At 75.0% G+C, this 1,025-nt stretch carries 1 pseudogene; it reads left to right on the top strand.

The features are described 5' to 3' along the window. Nucleotides 1-1,025 (top strand): annotated as a pseudogene (locus ND748_RS32635) (hypothetical protein); the annotation flags it as partial.

Genomic DNA, 1,025 nt, shown 5'->3' with positions numbered 1-1,025 from the left:
CGCGGGAGCCGGGGGGCCTTCGGGCGGCGCGCCGGGCGCCTCGCCGGGGGGCGCGGCGTCCACGGCTTCCGCGGCATGTCCCCTGGACCTGCTGGCCCAGGGCATCCCCGTCTACAACGGGATGGTGGAACGGGCCCGGGCGAACAACCGCGCGGGCCTGTCCGTGGGCGAGGCCAACCTGCGGGCCGCCTCGACGATGATGCGCACCGAGATCCTCCCCTCGACGGAGGTCCTCGTCGCCCGCTACGCCGACGCCGTCGACCTCGCCTACGAGCGGGCCACCGGTTCGCAGGGGGAGTGGGCCGTGGTGATCACCGCCTGCTTCGCGCTGGGGGCACTGGTCGGCGTGCAGCTGCTGCTCGTGCGTCGCACGAACCGGTTGATCAATCCCGGGCTGGTGGTCGCGACGGGCGCGGTACTGGCGGCGGTCGTGTGGACGGCGGTGGCGTTCGGCACCCAACAGACCCGCCTGGACACCGCCCGCGACGCCGGCTACCGGCAGATGACGTTGCTCGCGCGGTCGAAGACCCTCGCCCTGGAGGCCCGGGTCGACGAGAACCTGTCGCTGACCGCGTTGGGCAACGGCGTCCGCTTCGACGAACACTTCGCCTGGGTGACCCGGGGGTTGGGCTTCGATTCGGCCGGCGACCGCCTGCCGCCCGAACCGGTCACCCGGCGCGGATCCCTCGTCGTGGCCCTCGACAGCCGTCAGGGTGCGGACCTGCCACCCGGGTTGGAGGCGGACCTGCGTTCCTGGCTGCGGGTGCGCGACTCGGTGGTGCGGCTGCTGGCCTCCTCACCCGACTCGGTGGTGGCCGCCGCCCACGGTCCCGGGGACGCCGGTTCCGCCGGCGGGGATGCGCGCTCGTCCGACACGTTCGGCGAGGCGGTCACCCGCACCCTCGGGCCGGGCACGGCCGCGTTCACCCGCTTCCTCGGCAAGCTGGACGTGGCCGTCGACATCGCGCGCGGCCGGTTCGAGGGCGACGTGCGCCGGGCGGCCGACGCCCTGCGGGGCCTGGCGC

The sequence above is a fragment of the Frankia sp. AiPs1 genome, assembly GCF_023716945.1.
Lineage (GTDB): Bacteria > Actinomycetota > Actinomycetes > Frankiales > Frankiaceae > Frankia.
Note: the sequence above shows the minus strand (reverse complement) of the source record. Positions and strands in the feature narration are given on the sequence as shown.